General features: G+C 60.1%; 12 protein-coding genes and 8 pseudogenes. 12 read left to right on the top strand and 8 right to left on the bottom strand.

The genetic code is table 11. The annotated features are described in order from the left end of the window. Positions 1-6 precede the first annotated feature (6 nt). The 8 genes and pseudogenes from istA to HAP48_RS04865 all read left to right on the top strand — a co-directional run. A pseudogene (istA, locus tag HAP48_RS04895) lies at positions 7-1,134 on the top strand (IS21 family transposase); the annotation flags it as partial. A gap of 16 nt (positions 1,135-1,150) precedes the next feature. After that, on the top strand, positions 1,151-1,912 hold the full coding sequence (gene istB, locus HAP48_RS04890; RefSeq protein WP_029085260.1) for an IS21-like element helper ATPase IstB: 762 nt from the start codon (positions 1,151-1,153) through the stop codon (positions 1,910-1,912). A gap of 277 nt (positions 1,913-2,189) precedes the next feature. Continuing rightward, positions 2,190-2,354, top strand: coding sequence for a tyrosine-type recombinase/integrase (locus HAP48_RS50665; RefSeq protein ID WP_210293178.1), 165 nt, complete (start codon positions 2,190-2,192; stop codon positions 2,352-2,354). Further along, positions 2,332-2,463: pseudogene (locus tag HAP48_RS50660) on the top strand (IS5/IS1182 family transposase); the annotation flags it as partial. The gene HAP48_RS50665 and the pseudogene HAP48_RS50660, both read left to right, overlap by 23 nt. Before the next feature lie 46 nt (positions 2,464-2,509). Further along, positions 2,510-2,905: an IS66-like element accessory protein TnpA gene (gene tnpA / locus HAP48_RS04880; protein ID WP_166202956.1), complete on the top strand. Its 396-nt coding sequence runs from the start codon at positions 2,510-2,512 to the stop codon at positions 2,903-2,905. Continuing rightward, a complete protein-coding gene (gene tnpB / locus HAP48_RS04875; RefSeq protein ID WP_063676425.1) occupies positions 2,902-3,249 on the top strand; it encodes an IS66 family insertion sequence element accessory protein TnpB in 348 nt (115 codons plus the stop codon). Before tnpA ends, tnpB begins: the two co-directional genes overlap by 4 nt. A 46-nt stretch (positions 3,250-3,295) precedes the next feature. After that, positions 3,296-4,969: an IS66 family transposase gene (gene tnpC / locus HAP48_RS04870; RefSeq protein ID WP_166205228.1), complete on the top strand. Its 1,674-nt coding sequence runs from the start codon at positions 3,296-3,298 to the stop codon at positions 4,967-4,969. Positions 4,970-5,055: 86 nt separating this feature from the next. Then, a pseudogene (locus HAP48_RS04865) lies at positions 5,056-5,229 on the top strand (transposase); the annotation flags it as partial. On the opposite strand, the pseudogene HAP48_RS04860 reads toward HAP48_RS04865, so the two are convergent. The 4 genes and pseudogenes from HAP48_RS04860 to HAP48_RS04845 all read right to left on the bottom strand — a co-directional run. Next, positions 5,226-5,558: pseudogene (locus tag HAP48_RS04860) on the bottom strand (ThiF family adenylyltransferase); the annotation flags it as partial. The pseudogenes HAP48_RS04865 and HAP48_RS04860 sit on opposite strands and share 4 nt — an antisense overlap. Before the next feature lie 206 nt (positions 5,559-5,764). Further along, positions 5,765-6,832 carry a PLP-dependent cysteine synthase family protein gene (locus HAP48_RS04855; RefSeq protein ID WP_051346761.1) on the bottom strand — a complete coding sequence of 356 codons (1,068 nt, stop codon included), beginning with the start codon at positions 6,830-6,832 and terminating at the stop codon, positions 5,765-5,767. Beyond that, positions 6,829-7,782: a GHMP family kinase ATP-binding protein gene (locus HAP48_RS04850; protein WP_084518767.1), complete on the bottom strand. Its 954-nt coding sequence runs from the start codon at positions 7,780-7,782 to the stop codon at positions 6,829-6,831. Before HAP48_RS04850 ends, HAP48_RS04855 begins: the two co-directional genes overlap by 4 nt. 408 nt (positions 7,783-8,190) lie before the next feature. Then, a complete protein-coding gene (locus HAP48_RS04845; RefSeq protein WP_224496907.1) occupies positions 8,191-9,471 on the bottom strand; it encodes a M24 family metallopeptidase in 1,281 nt (426 codons plus the stop codon). Positions 9,472-9,802: 331 nt separating this feature from the next. Between HAP48_RS04845 and HAP48_RS50655 the strand changes: the two are divergent. After that, positions 9,803-9,911: pseudogene (locus HAP48_RS50655) on the top strand (integrase core domain-containing protein); the annotation flags it as partial. A gap of 96 nt (positions 9,912-10,007) precedes the next feature. Here the strand turns inward: HAP48_RS50655 and HAP48_RS04835 are convergent. The 3 genes and pseudogenes from HAP48_RS04835 to HAP48_RS51045 form a co-directional block, all read right to left on the bottom strand. Next, complete coding sequence (locus HAP48_RS04835; protein ID WP_166202952.1) at positions 10,008-11,342, bottom strand: IS1182 family transposase; 1,335 nt, start codon at positions 11,340-11,342, stop codon at positions 10,008-10,010. A 386-nt stretch (positions 11,343-11,728) separates the two neighbouring features. Continuing rightward, positions 11,729-11,950: a hypothetical protein gene (locus HAP48_RS04830; RefSeq protein WP_029084754.1), complete on the bottom strand. Its 222-nt coding sequence runs from the start codon at positions 11,948-11,950 to the stop codon at positions 11,729-11,731. Positions 11,951-12,204: 254 nt separating this feature from the next. Continuing rightward, positions 12,205-13,158 (bottom strand): annotated as a pseudogene (locus tag HAP48_RS51045) (IS110 family RNA-guided transposase); the annotation flags it as partial. 228 nt (positions 13,159-13,386) lie between these two features. Between HAP48_RS51045 and HAP48_RS04815 the strand changes: the two are divergent. Next, positions 13,387-13,575: pseudogene (locus HAP48_RS04815) on the top strand (IS3 family transposase); the annotation flags it as partial. Between the two features lie 181 nt (positions 13,576-13,756). Here the strand turns inward: HAP48_RS04815 and HAP48_RS04810 are convergent. Beyond that, positions 13,757-14,886 (bottom strand): IS3 family transposase gene (locus HAP48_RS04810; RefSeq protein WP_166214525.1). Its coding sequence is split into 2 segments (ribosomal slippage): positions 13,757-14,634 and positions 14,634-14,886, totalling 1,131 coding nucleotides; the frame shifts between segments, so codons are not numbered across the junction. 112 nt (positions 14,887-14,998) lie between these two features. Between HAP48_RS04810 and HAP48_RS04805 the strand changes: the two are divergent. Continuing rightward, positions 14,999-15,518, top strand: a pseudogene (locus tag HAP48_RS04805) (DDE-type integrase/transposase/recombinase); the annotation flags it as partial. A 143-nt stretch (positions 15,519-15,661) separates the two neighbouring features. After that, positions 15,662-16,840, top strand: coding sequence for a glycoside hydrolase family 12 protein (locus HAP48_RS04800; protein ID WP_156929028.1), 1,179 nt, complete (start codon positions 15,662-15,664; stop codon positions 16,838-16,840). Positions 16,841-17,013 lie beyond the last annotated feature (173 nt).

Here is a 17,013-nt window from a genome sequence, read left to right as displayed (position 1 = left end):
ACGACCCATCTGGGCGGCGAGAAGGTTTTCGTGGATTTCGCCGGCGACACCATCGACGTCATCGACCCCTCAAGTGGGGAAGTGCAGTCGATGAAGCTGTTCGTCGCAGCGATGGGCGCCTCCAACTATACCTACGCCGAGGCCTGCCCAAGCGAGGGGCTCGCCGACTGGATCCGGGTCCACATCAACCTTTTCGCCTTCCTCGGCGGCGCGCCGACATTCGTGGTCTGCGACAATCTCAAGGCCGCCGTCACCAATCCCGACCGCCACGATCCTGGCCTCAACCGAACCTATGCCGAGATGGCGAGCCATTACGGCACGGCCATTCTCGCAGCCCGGCCGCGGCGCCCAAAAGATAAGGCAAAGGTCGAAGTTGCGGTGCAAGTCGCCCAGAGATGGATTTTGGCGCGGCTGCGCAACCAACGCTTCTTTTCGTTGGCGGAGCTGAACGCAGCCATCAAAATACTCGTCGTCGAACTCAATGCCCGGCAGATGCGCGACTTTGGCGCCAGCCGCGCCGAACTGTTCTCCGAACTCGACAAGCCCAAGCTCACAAAGCTGCCGGATCAGGCTTACGCTTTCGCGCGCTGGAAGCGATGCCGGGTCGGCCCCGACTATCATATCGAGATCGATGGACACTGGTATTCCACGCCATATCGGCTCATCCGTGAGCTTGTCGATGCCCGCATCGACGACAGGACGGTCGAGATCTTCCACAACGGCCGCAGGATCGCCAGCCACGCCCGCGCGCCCAACCGGCGGGGCCACACCACCACCGCCGACCACATGCCCAGCGCCCATCGGCGCTACGGCCAATGGACGCCCGCCGGAGTGATCGCCGCCGGCGAGCGGATCGGTCCGTCGACCGCCGCCTTCTTCCAGGCCGTGATCGCGGCCCGGCCGCATCCCGAGCAAGGCTTTCGCACCTGCCTCGGCATTCTGTCGCTGGCCAAAAGCTACAGCGCCGAGCGCGTCGACGCGGCCTGCCGGCGCGGCATTCTGATCAAGGCGCGATCCGTCGCCTCGATCCGCTCCATCCTCCAGAACGGCCTGGATCGCACCTTTCTCGACGAGCCCTCCGAACCCCAACCCCTGCGCCACGGCAACATCCGCGGCCGGGATTATTTCCACTGAAGCCAAGGAGACCTGTATGCTCACCCATCCCACCCACGAACGCCTGATCGAGCTCGGCTTGAGCGGCATGGCCAAGGCCTTCGAGGAGCAGCGACGATCACCTGATCTCGAAGCCTTGCCGTTCGAAGATCGCATCGGCCTGCTGGTCGACCGGGAAGCCGCGGAACGCGACACCAGGCGGCTCACTACGCGCCTCAAGCTGGCCGCGCTCCGCCAGAATGCTTGCTTGGAGGACGTCGATTTGCGCACGCCGCGGGGTATCGACCGGGCCGTCTTCGCCAAGCTGGTCAGCGGCGACTGGATCGATCGCCACGAGAATTTGCTCATAACCGGAGCGACCGGATTGGGCAAAAGTTGGTTAGCCTGTGCCCTCGGCCACAAGGCCTGCCGCGACAATCGCTCGGTTCTCTATCATCGCGTCCCAAGATTGTTCGAAGCGTTGGCACTCGCGCGGGGGGATGGACGTTATGCCCGCTTGCTCAAAACCCTTGGCCGCGCCCAGCTTCTGATTTTGGACGATTGGGGATTGTCAGTGCTCACCGCTGCCGAACGGCGCGATCTACTGGAAGTCCTTGAGGACCGCCATGGCCGCGCCTCCACCATCGTAACCAGCCAACTCCCTGTGGACACATGGCACGAAGTTATCGGAGACCCAACCTACGCCGACGCTGTCCTCGATCGCCTCGTCCATAACGCTCACCGCCTCCAGCTTGCCGGCGAAAGCATGCGAAAACGCAACGCCAGAACCATCACCCTTGACGAGCAGCCAGAACGCTGACTCTATCACCGCCTCGGCCGGAGCGGGCTGCTCACGATCGTCTGAATTCGCCGCTCATGATCGCGCGAAATCGCTGCTCACCATCACTGAAATATGCATCAGTGCGACTTCACGGCAAGGGAAACAAGGTTTGACTCTGTCCATTGTGGTCAACGACGGCAACCTCGTTGACTCGTCTTGTGGCCAACCGGAACAAAAGTGAAGCGGTCTTTCTCGGGAGGACGAACCAGCCTTGACGCGCTTCGGAATACACCGTCTTGTGACCCAATATGCCGCTATGGCGGGCGAAACGGTGCCGACGTTGGCGACGAAGCGCGTGAGCCCACATACGGTTCGGCACACACCGGCCGTGCACCTGCTGCGCGCCGGCGTCGACATCAACACGATCCGTGCTTGGCTCGGCCACGTGTCATTAGACAAGCGTCGAAGTCGCCTTCGTTGACCAAGGCTACACAGGCGACAAGCCTGCAGCGGCGGCTGCAGAACACGGCATTGCCCTCGAGGTCATAAAGCTGTCGGAGGCCAAACGAGGCTTTGTGGTATCCGTCCGAGGGCGGCCGTCTTGCGAGTTTTTCCGATCTGTAGCTGACTGTCCTTATGGACGGACATAAGGACAGTGCGGTGCTGAGCCGCATGGATTTGGTGGAGACCGGTCGGCGGCGACGCTGGACGCGTGCGGAGAAGCTCAGAATCGTAGAGGAGAGCTTCTCGGGGCCACGACTGGTGTCGGCGACGGCTCGCCGGTATGGGATATCACGTCAGCTTCTGCTGAGCTGGCGCAAGGCTTGGACCTGTCATGATCCGGCCGAAGAGGATTCGATCGGCCCGACATTCGTCCCTGCGATAGTTGCGGCAAGTACGCCGCCAACGACGGAAGCTGTCGAGACAGGTCAGATCGAAATCGTGAGCCCTCAGGGGCTGCGCGTGGTCTTCGGCCCCGGTGCGGATATCGAGGCGGTCGTTCGAATTGCTCGGGGCCTGGCGCGCCGATGATCCCGATCCCGACGGGCGTGCGGGTGTGGCTGGCGACGGGCCATACCGACATGCGGTGCGGCTTTCCGAGCCTGGCTCTGCGCGTGCAGGAAGTGCTCAAGCGCGACGCCATGGGCGGCGGTCTTTTCTGCTTCCGGGGCAAACGCGGTGATCTATTGAAGGTCATTTGGCACGATGGCCAGGGCGCCTGCTTGTTCACCAAAAGACTCGAGAGAGGCAGGTTCATCTGGCCATCGGTTGCTGGTGAATCGGTAACGATCTCTCCGGCGCAGTTGAGCTATCTGTTGTCCGGGATCGATTGGCGCAACCCTCAAGAAACCCAGCGTCCGACGCGGGTCGGATAGTCGTTTTACGGTTTGAATCTGCTGCTCGATCTGATTCAATGGCTCCATGATATCGAAGCCGGATGATCTTCCATCGGACCTTGTCAGTGCCCTGGCGGCGCTGCAGGCCGAGCGTGAGGCGCGACAGAAAGCCGAGGCGAAGGCCGCCAACTGGCAGGCGCAAGCCGCGAATGCGCAGGCGAAACTGTCGGATACCGAGGCGCTGATCGCTCATCTCGAGTTGCGCATCGAGAAGCTGAAACGCGAACTGCACGGGCAGCGATCCGAGCGCTCGGCACGGCTGCTCGAGCAGTTGGAGTTGGAGCTCGAAGAACTCGTCACCACGGCGAGCGAGGATGAGCTTGCCGCACAGGCCGCAGCGGCGAAGACGCAGAACGTCCGCCCCTTCATGCGCAAGCGGCCGGTGCGCAAGCCATGGCCTGACGATATCGAACGCGAGCGCGTCGTCATTGAGACTCCAACGACCTGCGCCTGCTGCGGTGGATCGCGGCTGGCGAAGATCGGTGAGGATGTGACCAAGACGCTGGAGGAGATCCCGCGCCGCTTCAAGCTGATCGAGACGGTACGCGAGAAGTTCACCTGCCGCGATTGCGAGAAGATCAGCCAGCCGCCCGCGCCGTTCCATGCCACGCCGCGCGGCTTCATCGGCCCACAATTGCTGGCGACGATCCTGTTCGACAAGTTCGGCATGCATATCCCGCTCAACCGCCAGAGTGCGCGCTTTAAGGCCGAGGGGATCGACCTGCCGTTGTCGACGCTGGCCGACCAGGTCGGCCACGGGACCTTCGCCGTCATGCCGCTCTTCCACTTGATCGAACGCCACGTGCTCGCTGCCGAGCGCCTTCATGGCGACGACACCACCATCCGTATTCTGGCGAAGGGCAAGTGCACGACCGGGCGGATCTGGACTTATGTGCGGGATGACCGGCCGTTCGCCGGGCCTGCGCCGCCGGCAGCGGTCTATTACGCCTCGAGCGACCGACGAGGCGAGCATCCACAGAGACATCTGGCCGCCTTCGCCGGCATCTTGCAGGCGGATTGCTACAGCGGCTTCGAGCCGCTGTTCGACCCGCAGAAGAAGGCGCTGCCGATTACGCCGGCGTTTTGCGTGGCCCATGCGCGGCGGGGCTTCTTCGAGCTGGCTGATATCGAGAAAAATGCTCGGGAAGGCAAGAAAGGCAAACCGGTCTCCCCGATCGCGCTGGAGGCTGTCAGACGCCTCGATACGTTGTTCGAGATCGAGCGCGCCATCAACGGCCGCGGTGCCGGCGAGCGGCGTGCCGCTCGCCAGGAACAGAGTAAGTCACTTCTCGAGGACATGCATGCCTGGCTGCTCCGCGAGCGCGAAACCCTCTCGCGTTCCTCCGAGGTCCTGAAGCCGATTAACTACATGCTCAGGCGCTGGGACGGCTTCGCCCGCTTCCTCGACGACGGCAGGATCTGCTTGACCAACAATTGCGCTGAGCGCGCATTGAGAGGCATCGCCTTGGGAAGGCGCAACTGGACCTTCGCCGGCAGCCAACGCGGCGCCGACCGTGCCGCCATCATGCTGACGATGATCACGACCTGTCGCCTCAACGACGTCGATCCCAAGGCCTGGCTCGCCGACGTCCTGGCCCGTATCGCCGATCATCCCGCATCGCGTCTGCACGAGCTCTTGCCCTGGGAATGGAAGCTCCTGCGCCAGGCCGACAAGCCAGCCAATCAGCAGGCCGCCTGACCTTCACCCTTCACCCAATGCCATCATAGACCTCGCCGTGCCCGCGCGCATGCGTCAATCAGGCGGCCTCCGTCGTATGCGTACGCTTTGTGCTGCTCCCAAGGCGATGGGTCGTCGAGCGCTCCTTCGCGTGGGCCACACGCTTCCGAAGACTTGTCAAGGACTACGAGCGATGCGCTCAAACCCTCGCCGACCTCCACCTCGTCGCCTTCTCATGCATCATGCTCAAAAACGTCGCTAAACTCGCTGCTAGTTCCTAACAGCCTCTAGCAATCATCTCGATTTGCTGCTCTTCCGAGCCATCGCACGATCTGAAAGTAGCAGCGTACAAACGCGCCTGCACGGCAATACAATTTGGAGTGTTGTCCAATGCAACAGCGACCCTCTCAAACATCCAATCGTTTCGGTTGTTCAAATAGGCGTCCGATTCGACGGAAAACACCGAAAACTCCAGCGCTGTGCTCGCGAGCGCGCAATAAGCCATCTCGAGTTTTTGCAAGTCGACATGAGATTGCCCGGCCAGCACGTAGCGCTGCAGATTCGAGAGCTCGACCTCCTCATGGTCCACCAGTTGGAGCGATCTTAAGGCCCGTCGCGCGAGCCAAGGCTCAAATGGCGCGGTTCCCGATTCCGCCGAAGATGGCTCCCTGCGCGAACTCCGCTAATTGCGATAGGGTAATCATGAAGCCGTCTTCGCTTATGCGCGAGACCAGACTTTGCTATACGCATTCTGCGCCGATGTATCTTCCAATACTCCTCGCGGAGGCCATGGCCATTCGCGGCCTTGTCCTTGGTCTAGCAAATGGCAGTGGGGCGACATTCGCGATTTGCGAGGGCATCGTCTGCACTCGGCACCTCTTGCAAGACCCGCCGTCCCCAGATCATGCGTGTCCACGACTCCTCTCCACCTGGCGCAATCTTCGCAAGGGTCTCCGGTGCATCGGCAATGGTGATCGGCCAACCCTCCAGAGTGGCGAGCCAGTCGTTGTTGAACGCCGTCTCTTGATATCGAAAACCCTCATCGGGCAAGATGACAACCGTTATCGCTCTGGGATGGCGACGTGCATACCATTGCCCCACCAAGGCGGCTGCCCCGCTCGTCGGGCCCATAAAAAGCGCGTGATCCCGAGAAAGCTGATGGGTGGCAGCGAAAGCTGGCAGAGCGCCAACCCAATGGACCTCATCGACTAGCTGGTGATCCAGATTGCGGGGCAAAATCGAGTTGCCGAGCCCGCGCAACAGCCGCCGGCCGGGCGTGTGGCCGAATAGCACACTGCGAGGGGTGTCAACAGCGATGACTACAAGTTCGGGAAAGACCTGGCGCAGGATAGCCGCCGTGCCGCAGAGAGACCCTCCAGATCCGGCGCAGCCGACCAGACAATCCACGTGGCCGACCTGACGCACGAACCATTCCGCAAGCCTGCCGTAGGCAAGGCAACTCTCCGGATTATCATACTGCCCAGGCCAAAAGGTTCCCGCATGTTCCGTGCGGATCGCCTGCAGCCGTTCCAGACGGCGGCTCTGAGCCCCCGAACCTTCAGGATCGTCCACAATATCGAGGCGCGCCCCGAGTAGTTTCAGTCGGCAGCGGAGCGTTCGATCGACCAGTGTTTTGGCGCTGATTATGGTCAAACGATAGTCGTGTGCCGCCGCGACCATGGCGAGGGCTAGGCCGAAAGTGCCGGATGTCGTTTCGACGATGTGACCACCTGGCGCAAGGCGCCCAGAGGCCCGCGCACGGGCAATCATGAAGCGGGCCGGAATTAGTTTCATCAACGGAAAGCAGGCAGCGAAGAGGTTAGGAGCAAGACGCGCTGGTCGCGGCGTTTCATAAGCGGCAAGGAACGTGCCGGCGGTGTTCATGAGCAGGCGGCTCCATAGCCGCGCGCCGCAAAGACCATGATGTCCTCAAATCCGGAACAATAGAGGCGCTCGGCTAAAGCGGCGGTACGTTGAGTGACGTCAGCTTCTTCCGCTGGGAAAAGGATACCCATTAGGCTGCCACTGTGGGCTACTTGAAGCCCGCAAGCGCCGACCTGTGCCGTCAAATGCAGCAAGTCTTCAAAATGGGACTTCGAGAGATAACGCTGGTTAATCCGAGAACTCGCGGTCGCCATTCGCCCGAGCAGCCGAGCATCCTGTCGCATAATCGCCTGGGCGGCCAAGCCTCGCAAACACCGAAATTGCTCAATCTCCCGTGCATCGTAACGCGCCGGCGGCAGTTGCAACGTGTCGACTGGCTGGTCGTTCGGATGCCTGAAGCCCACCACCATGAAATCCGGATACTCGTCGGCGAAAAGCTCGATGACCATGCCTTCGCGCTGAGCATATAAGACCGATTGGCCATCGTATGCGGCAGGATCGCTGGCACCTTCAGCCGCCACCGCAAGACGCGATACCGTCGCGCGGGAAAGTGCCGCCCCCGCCGAGACTGCCGCTGCGCGGATCGCCGCAACGACATCGGCGGTCGAAGAGCCGTAGCCATGACCCGCCGGAATATTGCTTTGGATCGTGAGATCTCCGCCAAATTGATCATAGCCGAGATGCTCGAAAGTCAGGGCTATCGCCCGCGCGGCCTTACTGCGACCAGGCGGACTCGTCCTTATCCCCTCGGTACTCTGCGGCCAAAACGTAGCGACCGAGTGCCGAGCTGGAAATGGCAAGGTGATCAGACCGCGATGAAGACGCCCGTCCTCTCCTTCAAACACTCCCTGCAACAACTCACCATGATGGCCGATTGCTCGGCCAACACCGACTTGCGTCGAGCCTCGCCGCGAGTTCGCCGACTGGGTTAAACTCACGACGATCCCCATCCAATAATGCCTAGCCGGTAACACCTACTCCCAGCCTAGCATTCATGATTGCAAAAGTCGGCTCCGATGACACCTACCAGACTTGGGGATACGCGAGTTGCTACCGGACCATTTGGGCAGTCCTGGCCTCGGATTGAAGGTGATGCTGCGGAAGCCGTCCAAAGTAGGCTAGCCAGAGCCGGGCCATAATGCAATGACTTCGCAGTTGCGCGATCAGGATCATGAGAACCATTTCGGCTGTGAGCGTGAACAGGCCACAACTGTCCTTCGTAGACGTTCGGAATAACACTTGTCTGCGGCAGCTGCTCGCGGTCCTGACCTGAACTCCGCGCAGCAGGCCATCATCGTGGCGACGCAAGCCAACGAACATCAAGAACGCAGCTATTCGGGATCGAGTTCGGCTCGACCTTAATTTGATAGAATCAAGTTGCCATCAGTGGTCATGAACGTTTCGATTCCGTCTTCGCGAACGACGACCGCGTCTTCGACCTGCAGGCCACCCCAGCCTGTTTCGTAATATGGTGTCTCTACACAGATTACCATCCCCTTCTCAATGATGTCTGTACTGGTCGGCGTAAGATCGGGCAGATCGTAGCCATCGATCCCGATGCCATGTCCAACATGCGAACGTGCAAAGTGATTGATGCCTTCTTTCCGCGTGACGTCGACGGCTCGCGCGAAGACGTCTGCGGCCTTAACACCTGGTTGAATCATTTCGAGTGCAGCCTGAACGCCGCGATGTAGCGCGCGATGATATGATTTCATCTTTGCCGACGGTTCCCCGAACACGGCGACCCGCGCAATATCGGCGCGGTAATGCTTGAAGCGCCCGCCGACGTCGAATCGGATGATGTCACCCTCGACCAAGCGAGCCTCAGATGGTTGTACGTTGGGCATGGCACTGCGCGTACCGAAGCCGATGCAGCCGAGCACTGGCTCGCAATCGCTTTCGACCGTCTTCCGGTGAAACGAACGCCCCATCTCGATTTCCGTGATACCAGCTCGCGCTTCCGCCACCGCGGCTTGGATCGAGCGCTCGGCGACTTGCGCGACGTATCGCAATCGGTCAATTTCCTCAGCTGTTTTGACGGCGCGAACTCTTCGGAACAGGCCAGAACCTGGGATGAGTGTCGCATTCGGCAGGAGCTCTTGCAGGCTTTCCCAATTGCCCGGCATGAGCCCGAGCTCGTCAATTGCAATACGTCCCCTGTCAGCGCCCGCGTCGGTCATCGCCTTGACGAGCGCCTTGACCGGCGTCCCATCGTCGGGCAGGCCCAAGAGGTGCAAAAGTTTCTCGTCAACACCGCTGTGCAATTTCTCTGTACGATACATCTCAAAGTAGCCGAACCTGCGGATATTGGGTACCCAGACATTCTGGTCGGCAAGCAGGTCCAGCAGAGCAGTTGAGGCCACCACGGTAGATCGCTCGGGGCCTTTTCGGGGGATAACGACGTAGGTCTGAGGCCCCCGTCTGATCCATTGTGATAGTGCCCAGTACCCACTTGCGTAGGTCACGTTCTCCGGCGAACTCGCCACCAGAGCGTCAATGCCCTCTGCCGCAAGGACGGCGTCGAGACGATCCAGATTGATTAACTTCTTGGATTGGCTTGGAAGCAAAAGCCCAGTCATGTCAAGCTCCACGCCTTTACTGTCATTAGGACCTTCACTGACATTAAGTTGCGACGTCATCGGAATAATGCTCCTGCGCCATCGGCAAGCGAGTGCCTTTCTATGCTCATGGGCTCCCGCCGGGACGTTCGGCCTGTGCAGCCTTTCACGAGGCGCGAGGCGTTCTCCGACCTAGATAGTTTCCTGGCGTCTGCAGAAACGTCCACTTTAGTAGCAACAAGCATGCCAGACGATCCTTAATTCAAGCTACTGATGAGATTGTGGGAAGTGGTTTTTCGAGCGACGATGGCGTGTGCCCGAAAGCTGACAGAGGCGGCGCGCCTGTAAGACACCGGACAAGTGTCACACTGGTCGCCTTCCGCTGCAAAGTGGCGCTTCAGCATTGCAAACAACGGATCGCGGGCACAACGCCATCCTGACATGGGGTCGTTCAGAGCCGCGTCGTCTGGCATTACATCGCACCCGGCAAACCGATGCAGAATGCCTTCATTGAAAGCTACACGAAATCCGGCTCTCTCCCGCGCGTCCGTTTGCAACCGTCTAGGAGCCCGTCCAGATATGTTTTCGTGACGGGCATTTGTTGTAGAGTAGCAGGCTCAGGCTGCGTTTGCGAGGTTGAACAGCTTGAGGAGGTTATGGACGGTGCAGATCATTGTCCACTCGGCGCGCACTTTCTCGATGCCCCGCAACAGGAACTGGCGGAAGCCTCTTGCCTGTTTGATCTGCCCGAACACCGGCTCCACCACTTGCTTTCGCAATCGGTAGGGTGTTTCGAAGCCGCCATCGTCGATCTTCTTTCGCATGGCCTGTGTCAGCGGGCCGCCGACTTTTCCGTTCGCTACTGTCGGGTGCTTGGCGCGTCCGGGCGCGACATAGCCATCGATGCTGCGTGTGTCGAGCGCTTCGAGATTGGCTTCGCTGCAGTAGCCGGAATCCGCTGAGGCCTGCCGCGGCTTGCGGCCAAGATTGCTCTCGATGGCCTCGATCAGGGGCACCAACTGGCCCTGATCGCTGCCGTGCTGGGTCAGTTCTTGCGCGACAATGATCTGGGCATGTGCATCGACGGCCGCCTGGGCATTATAGGCCTGAACGAAGCCATCCTTCGACTTCATGATGCGGCTTTCCGGATCGGTGAAGTTGCGTTGCGCCTTGGGATTGGGTTCCTCCGATGGCAGCGCCGCCGGTTTGCCCGGCTTCTTGCGGCCTTCGGCCTGGCGCTGCTGTTCCTTTTCGGCCTCGATGCGGCGCTCTTCCTCCGCCGCCAGTTTGGCGTCCGCTTCCAGCGCCGCCATCGCTTGCTGGATCTTCGCCAGCCGTTTCTGCTTGTCGACGGTCCAGTCCGGCAGTTCGTCGCTGTTGCCGAAAGTCTCATCCTCCGAGGCATCCGCCGCCTCGGCGGCCGCCAGCATGCGAGCGACCTCGGCCTTCAATTCCGCCTCGCGCTTCTTCATGCGCTCATAACTCATCGCCTTGTGTTTCGACGCGTTCGCCTTGATCTTCGTACCATCCAGCGCGACATGACCGAGCTTGACCAGCCCGGCCGTCTCGCACAACTTCAGAACCTGCACGAATAGCGCGCCGAGCGCCTTCAAATGTCGCTTGCGAAAGTCGCTGATCGTCCGAAAATCCGGCGCATCCAGCGCCACGATCATCACAAAATCGTTCCGCTCCCGGCAGGCCTTGGCAATCCGACGCGACGAATACAGCCCACTCGCATAGCTATGCAGCAGCAGCGCCACCATCATCCGCGGATCAAACGGCGGCTGCCCAAGCCCGCTCACATAGCTGCCCATGATCTCCCTGAGATCGAGGCTCTCCCGCACCAGATCAACCATAAACCGCGAGACATGGCCTTTCGGCACGAAGTCCTGCACATTCGGCGGCAGAAGCAGCGTCTGATCGATGTTCCAAGGCCGAAAATACTTGCTCATCGCCCAATGTTGAATCAGACCCGACCAGATTTGAACAGCGACTATCCAGACAAGCTCCTAGGACGACATGGGAAGGGTCGCCCGCATCGGACTCGCGGCGCGGACGTTCAGTCCTGAGTACCCTCATATCCGGCAGGGTCGAAGTCGCGCGCCGTTTATTCCTCTCCGGGCCCTAAGATCGGTTAGGTCACTACAACGCCGGTGCGCCTTCAACCGTCCACACCCCATCTTGGCCGCCCCCTCGTGGGTGGCCATGCGTCGAGAAGTAACCACTTCATCCGTAGCAACGTTGTAGAGCTTCCCTTTGTGATCGGCAATTCTCGCCATCTCTTTTTCCATTTGATCTTGGTCTGCGTCGTGGGCGTATCCGCGCAAATGGATCAGCACTAAGTTGCCGCGCCTGGGCAGCCGCGGAACCTTGTCGAGGATGTGCTGCGGTGCTCCTTTTTGATCTCTACGCCGTATCCGTAAACCAGTCCGTCGTCGTTGGCGATCTCGTGTATCACGTACTCGATTTCATTTAGCTCATCGGGCGTGAGGTCAAGTGCCACTGCAGTCGCCTTGGCTTCCTCGCGGTCGTACTCATCTTCAATGTGTCGGCTGTTCATTGGTTTCAAAGTTTTTGCATGGGTGATCCATGAACTGAGCCGCCCGGGTGGGCTGATCAGACGTCGTCGCGGTTGAACAGGTGACCTCAATGCACAAGCGGAGCGTAGAGTGTACTTGGTGCTAATGCCCACTGCTCAGAGTTGGCGTTGATCTTCCCTCAACGGAGGTGCGTTGGAGCACATTTAATCGCCTGCTCCGCATCTGCCGGCATGGGCAGCTGAGCTGGTCCGCAAACCTGAACAGTGCGATAAGTGTTACTCGGCGCCAGTCCCAGCGAGGAGGTAAAATGCTTTGGACTTGGCCACGGGGAGAGGTCGTCGCCGCATTCAGCGATCAGCTTCAGCGAGAGGTAAGAACCGAAGCCGTCGATCGTGGTGATGTTCGACGCCGCGAGGCCCGCGGCGCTGATCCATGGCCATGACCGCGATGGATGCTCCGTTTCTTCAACACGGCTTCGATCCGGGCGTCGCAGGCAGATGCCTTCTCGCGGTAGGCGTCGTAAAGCGCAAGTGCTTGCTCGAGCGCAAACAGATGCTCGGCGCGATAGCTTCCGGTGAGCGCCTTCGCGATCGTCTCGGCGCTGGAGTGGCAACTGTAATGGCGCAAGCACGCCAGCGCCTCCGGATCGCGCTCGCCTGCAAGGACCGCGCGTATGACACGCAGGCCGGTCGCGCCGGTGATGTCGGCGACAACGTAGTGCAGCTGAAGATTCATCTCCGTCAAGGCCTTCTGCATATGCTGGATGTGTGAGGCCACGTACTCCAGCAGACGCTCGCGCTGACGCACGTAGGCTCGTAGCTCGGCAATCTTCCCTTTGGGCCGAAAGCTGGCCCGCAGGAACCAAAATGAATGGAGCCGCTGCAGCCATTGCGCATCGCTGACATCGGTCGTGCGCCCCGGCAGGGGCTTGGCATCGCGCGTTGACAAGAAACACGCTAAATCCCCAGGGATCGAGAAGCTCGAAAATGGGAATCCAGTAGACGCTGGTCGACTCCATGACGACGGTCTCGACGCCGCATTGAGTAAACCAGTCGACCAGCCGATGCAGATCGGTCGTGAAGGTACCGAAGCTGCGGACTGGCTCCGGTGCGCGATCTGCCCTCACAGCAGCCATGTGCATAGTCGCTCCGACGTCGATGGCACGCGCGTTCGGGTGCACCATCGGCATCTTACCACCGTTCCTCGACTTCGATCTTTTGGGGTTCATATCCAGTCCTCCTGCTGACCGCGGTGGAAGGGCTGGGTCGCGCTATTGGTCAGATTCTTAAACGGGATCACCGGATGGCGTCACCACTCTCAAGTGCGCAACAACCCATGGCCAGGTTTTTTAGCGGGGTAACGTGCCACCAAAATCGTATCGGCCGCTCCCTTCCGGTCGGCAATCTAGCGCCGGCCCGTTTCTATCCCACAGGGGGAGCGCAGCGCCGCGCATAGTTTTTTTAGAAGGAGCGCTCACCAAGGCGGGATTGCTGAGCGCAAAGCGATGATCGACCGTGCACACGATCTGCCGATCCCCAAGCAGGCGGAAGCTCCGAACATCAGCCGCGGCAGCGTCTACTATCTGCCCCGTCCAGTGCCGCCCAAAGACCTCGCGCTGATGCAACGGCTCGACCGGCTGCATCTGTAGTTTCCCTTCGCCGGTTCGCGAATGCTGCGAGGAGAGCTGGCGCCGGTTGTTTGGACAGCGCCCCGCGGGATTTAAGTGGATTCCTGCCGGGTTATGCTGAACGCGGGGCCTTACGATTTTGTCGTTGCGTCGGGAGGGCGTAGCCCGACCAGAGCGACGACAAAATCGTCGGCGACGGTCATGCGGCCATCACCATAGCTTGCGTGCCGAAGTAAGCCTCGTCGGGCGTGCGCCCGTCAAGGCTCGAGTGAGGGCGTCCCTGATTGTAGAAGGCCAGATACTTGGCAATTGACGCTCGCGCCTCGGACACGCTGTCGTAGGCGCGGAGATAAACTTCTTCGTATTTGACCGTGCGCCAGAGCCGCTCGACAAACACGTTGTCGCGCCAGGCGCCCTTGCCGTCCATGCTGATGGCGATCTTCGCGTCCAGCAGCACATCGGTGAACTCGAGGTTGGTGAACTGGCTGCCCTGGTCCGTGTTGAAAATCTCGGGCCTGCCGTGCTTCGCCAACGCCTCCTGGACCGCTTCGACGCAGAAGGCCGCCTCCATTGTGATCGAGACGCGATGGGCCAGGACCCGTCGGCTGAACACATCGACGACCGCCGCGAGATAGACGAAGCCACGCCGCATCGGAATGTAGGTGATGTCCATTGCCCACGCCTGGTCGGGCCGCTCGATCTTCAATCCGCGCAACAGGTACGGGTAGATCTTGTGACCCGGTGCCGGCTTACTCGTGTTCGGGCGACGATAGACCGGCTCGATCCCCATGCGCTTCATCAGCGTCGCGATGTGGCGGCGACCGGCGTATACGCCCTCCCGCCGCAGCAACGATCGCTGCATACGCGCTCCCGCGAAGGGATAATCGAGATGCAGCTCATCGAGCCGACGCATCAAGGCAAGGTCCTCGGCCGAAACTGGCCGAGGTTCATAGTAGACCGTGCTGCGAGCCAGCTTCAGGACCTTCGCCTGGCGCACGATAGAAAGATCATGACCGCGGTCGATCATCGCTTTGCGCTCAGCAGGCCCGCCTTGGTGAGCGCGCCGGACAAAAAATCGTTTTCCAACGCCAGCTCGCCGATCTTGGCATGTAACGCCTTCAAATCGACCGGCGTCTCGGCCGACGCCTTGTCATGCCCAAACACGCCGGCGGCGCCTTCCAGGAGCTGGTTTTTCCAGATCGTGATCTGGTTCGGATGAACATCAAACAGTTGCGCCAGCTCCGCCAGCGTCTTGTCGCCTTTGACCGCAGCCAAAGCAACCTTCGCCTTGAATGCCGGAGAATGCATCCGGCGGCTCTTCTTCGTCATCTTCGCTCCTGATTCGCGGCAAGAATCCTCGCCGCTGTCAGGCAGAAAATCCACTCAAGCTACTGTCCGAATTTGCGGAGCCAGCTCTAGGCCTGCTGGCTACCGATGCAAGATCGGCCGCCGGCATGTCAGAACGCTAATGCGGCGGATGGGGATAGAGGCGCTCTACCGCCGTCCGCGCACCACCCAACCCGAGCCCGGCCACAAGATCTATCCGTATCTGCTGCGCGGTATCGAGATCACGCGTCCGAACCAGGGCTGGGCGATGGACATCACCTACATCCCGATGGCGCGAGGCTTCGTCTATCTGCCCGTGGTGCTGGACTGGCGACCCGCCGGGTTCTGTCGTGGCGGCTGTCGATCACCATGGAGGCTGCATTCTGCGTCGCGACACTCGAAGATGCCCTGGCCCGTCACGGCAAACCGGAGATCTTCTCTCGCAGTTCACCGGCGCGGCGCTCACCGGCGTGCTCACCGACAACGGCATCGCCATCAGTATGGACGGCCGGGGCGCCTGGCGGGACAACGTGTTCGTCGAGCGGCTGTGGCCCAGCGTCAAATACGAGGAGGTTTATCTGCGGGCCTACGAGAACGTCAGCGAAGCTCGTGCCTCGATCGGCCGATACCTATCGCAGCACAGCACACCGTCGGGGCAGGCTAGACGCTAGCGCGCGACGAGTTCACCCCGAAGATCACCGCACTGTTATCGGTGAGTGTTGTGAACGGAGCAAGCCGCGTGCCGAACTGAATTCGCAGCCTCTGAAGGCATTTCGTAGTGGCGCGCCGTGTCGAGGTGCCGACATTGGTTTCAACTCAGACAGTCTGTCAGTCGACAGGAGATCGACGCGGCACTGAAGGTAAAGAACGCGCTGGAAGCCGTGCCCGAGCAGGCATCAACGCAGCCTCTCAATGTTATGGCAGCGACAACGACCTTGCCCTGATGCGGCGGATCGACGAGTTGTTCACCGGCTGGTCGTTCCTGGCCTCGCAACGAATGACTGCAATGCTGAAAGCTGAGGCGCTTCAGGTCAATCGCAAGCGCGTGCAACGGTCGATACGCCAGGGTCGCAGCGCTGGACGTCCTAGCCTTGGCAAAGGCTCTACTTATCGACGCGGAAAATCTGCTCAGACGACCGGGACCACCTCACTGGGATTGGCATCACTTTTGCTTACTTTTGGTTCGCTGGCGGGCGGGTCTCAGGTGGAGATTAGAATGTTTAAGTTGTCGAAGATGAAAGTACTTGCGCTGCCTTTTGCGGCAATGATTGCGTTATTCCCAGCATCTGCGAAAGCGCCGATCTGGAGTTCGAGCGATCAATACGGCAATTTTTCCCTTAATGGCTATTCCTGGAACAACGACGTGTATGGTCAAGGTGCTGGACCTCAAACGATCTCGGTGCATTCGGTCAATCAATGGAGCTTGTGGTCGAACCAACCTGATACCGGCGGCATCAAGAGCTATCCCCACGAGGCTTTCAATGTTGGAAAACCGCTGAGCGCGATCAACAACCTGAGTTCAAGCTTCAATCAGAGCGTCCCGACTGGCGGCCGCTGGAACTTCGCCTACGATATCTGGGACAGCTCAAATGCCTACGAAATAATGCTTTGGACCAATTACACCGGGAATCCCGATGGAAGCGGCGATGTTAAACCCATTTCTTACAAGTATAATTCGTCAGGGACTGCCGCGATCCCAGTCTACACAAGCGTCAGTGTGGGCGGAGCGACTTGGAACGTGTTTGAAGGCTGGAACAAACACAAGGTTATCTCGTTCCTGCGCACTTCCAAGACCAACAGCGAGACCGTGGATATCAAGAGTATCCTGCAATGGATAAAGTCGAAAGGATATTTTGGGGACATAACCGTCGGCAGCGTCCAATACGGCGTTGAGATCACCTCGTCCCCCGGCGGACTAAGCTTTGACGTCAACCATTGGTCCGTGCTCTCGAAGTGACTACTTGGGACCGTCGATGAGGTGATCGTCGGCCCGAACGGGAGGTCTTTTCGGATCGTTTGCAGCAACGCGGCCCCTTGGTTGCCTCTGACCTGCCCCTGCGTATTTCCTCCAGATGGAGTTAGAGTCCGGCCTACCATCTAAATTCGGCTCGGCGTTGGCATACGGAGTAA

The sequence above is a fragment of the Bradyrhizobium septentrionale genome (assembly GCF_011516645.4).
GTDB classification, from domain to species: domain Bacteria; phylum Pseudomonadota; class Alphaproteobacteria; order Rhizobiales; family Xanthobacteraceae; genus Bradyrhizobium; species Bradyrhizobium septentrionale.
Note: the sequence above shows the minus strand (reverse complement) of the source record. Positions and strands in the feature narration are given on the sequence as shown.